At 64.0% G+C, this 2,404-nt stretch carries 1 protein-coding gene; it reads left to right on the forward strand.

Annotated features, from left to right (window positions below):
- On the forward strand, positions 1 to 2,404 hold a 2,404-nt coding region (locus tag RJ03_RS27430; protein ID WP_036507607.1), incomplete at both ends, for a non-ribosomal peptide synthetase.

The raw sequence follows: 2,404 nt of genomic DNA on the forward strand, positions 1-2,404 counted from the left end.
CATCCAGACCGCCCTCGCGGTACTACTGTCCACGATCAGCACCAGCACCGACGTCCCCATAGGATTCGTCGTCGCCGGCCGTGGCGACCCGGCCCTCGACGAGTTGGTCGGCTTCTTCGTCAACACTTTGGTACTGCGGGTCGATCTGGCCGGGGATCCCACCTTTACCGACCTGTTGACCCAGGTTCGCACGCGCAGCCTGGAGGCATTCGAACACCAACACGTGCCCTTCGAGATGCTGGTGGAACGACTCAACCCAGCCAGATCATTGATGCATCACCCGCTGATCCAGGTGTTACTGGCGTGGCAGAACTTCGCCGGAAACAACGACCTCGGAGCCGGTTTCGTGCTGGACGATCTCGACGTCACCTCGCTGCCGCTGGACACCCACAGCGCCCGCACGGACATCGCGTTTTCTCTCGGCGAACGCTTCACCGACACCGGCGAACCCGCCGGACTCACCGGCGCAGTCGAATTCCGCACCGACATCTTCGACACCACCACCATCAACACACTCATCCAACGACTCGAACGAACACTGAACGCCATAACCAGCAACCCGAGGCGATCGCTGTCGTCGGTGGACCTGCTCGACGAATCCGAACACACCCGGCTGGACGAGATCGGCAACCGGGCCGTATTGGATGCGCACATATCCCCGGCGATGTCGGTCCCGGCATTGTTCGCCGCACAAGTCGCCCGCACGCCGGATGCGGTGGCGCTGAGCTGTGGTGATCGTTCATACAGTTACCGGCAGCTGGAGCAAGCGGCAAACCGGTTGGCACACCTGCTGACCGACCGCGGTGTGGGCCCCGGATGCGTGGTCGGGTTGCTGATGCAACGCTCAGCACAAGCGATCACCGCGATAGCGGCAGTGCTCGAAACCGGAGCCGCCTACCTACCCATCGATCCCGAACACCCCAGGGCACGAATCGAATTCATGCTCACCGACGCCACACCCTCAGCCGTGATCACCACCGCCGATCTGGCCGGACGGTTGGACGGGATCGACGTCACCGTCATCGACATCGACGACCCCGCGCTCGACACCCAACCCAGCACCCCACTACCCGCGCCCAGCCCGGACACCATCGCCTACCTCATCTACACCTCCGGCACCACGGGGGTCCCCAAAGGTGTGGCGGCCACCCACCACAACGTCACGCAACTGTTGGTGCCCTTGGATGTCACGCCTGCGTCGGAACAGGTATGGGCGCAATGTCATTCGCTCGCCTTCGACGTCTCCGTCTGGGAAATCTGGGGCGCGTTGCTGCACGGCGGACGACTGGTGGTGATCCCCGACTCGATCACCCGCTCCCCCAACGACTTTCATGATGTTCTCGCCGCCGAACACGTCACCGTGCTGACCCAAACACCCACCGCGGCGGCGATGCTGACACCACAAGGGCTGGAATCGGTCACCCTGATACTCGGCGGCGAATTCTGCCCCGCCCAAGTGGTAGACCAGTGGGCACCCACGCACACGGTCATCAACGGCTACGGTCCCACCGAAACCACCATGTGCGTTTCCTTGACTGCGCCATTGGCGCCGGGTTCGGGAGCACCACCGATCGGCTCACCAGTACCGGGTGCAGCGTTGTTCGTCCTCGACCGCCGGCTACGGCCGGTGCCGGTGGGAGTCGCCGGCGAGTTGTATGTGGCCGGCATGGGTGTCAGTCCCGGATATTGGCGTCGCACCGCGTTGACCGCATCGCGGTTCGTGGCCTGCCCCTTCGGAGGAACCGGCACACGCATGTATCGCACGGGCGACCTGGTCCGCTGGGCCAACGACGGCCAACTCCACTACGTCGCACGCGCCGACGAACAAGTCAAAATCCGCGGCTACCGCATCGAATGCGGCGAAATCCGAACCGCCCTCACCCAACTCGACGGCATCGAACAAGCAGCCGTCATCACCCGCGAAGACCAACCCGGAAACAAACGCCTCGTCGCCTACATCACCGGCACCGCAAACCCGAACGAGATACGCACCCAACTCACGCGAAAACTCCCCGCCTACATGATCCCCGCCGCAATCATGACGTTGGACGCGCTGCCACTGACCGTCAACGGCAAGCTCGACACCCGCGCCCTACCGGCACCGGAGTACACCGCCGGCGGGTATCGCGCCCCGAGTACCCCTGTCGAGGAAGTCCTCACCGCCATCTACGCCCACACACTCGGACTCGACCGCGTCGGCATCGATGACTCCTTCTTCGACCTCGGCGGAGATTCGCTGTCGGCGATGCGCCTGATTGCCGCGATCAACACGACCCTCGACACCGACCTGTCCGTACGCACCGTGTTCGACACACCCACCGTCGCCCGGCTGGCATCCGGGATCGATAGTGCGGGTACGAGCCGACTCCCACGACTGACACCGGTCGAGCGGCCCGCGGTGATT

The organism is Nocardia aobensis NBRC 100429 (genome assembly GCF_000308375.1).
GTDB classification, from domain to species: Bacteria; Actinomycetota; Actinomycetes; order Mycobacteriales; family Mycobacteriaceae; genus Nocardia; species Nocardia aobensis.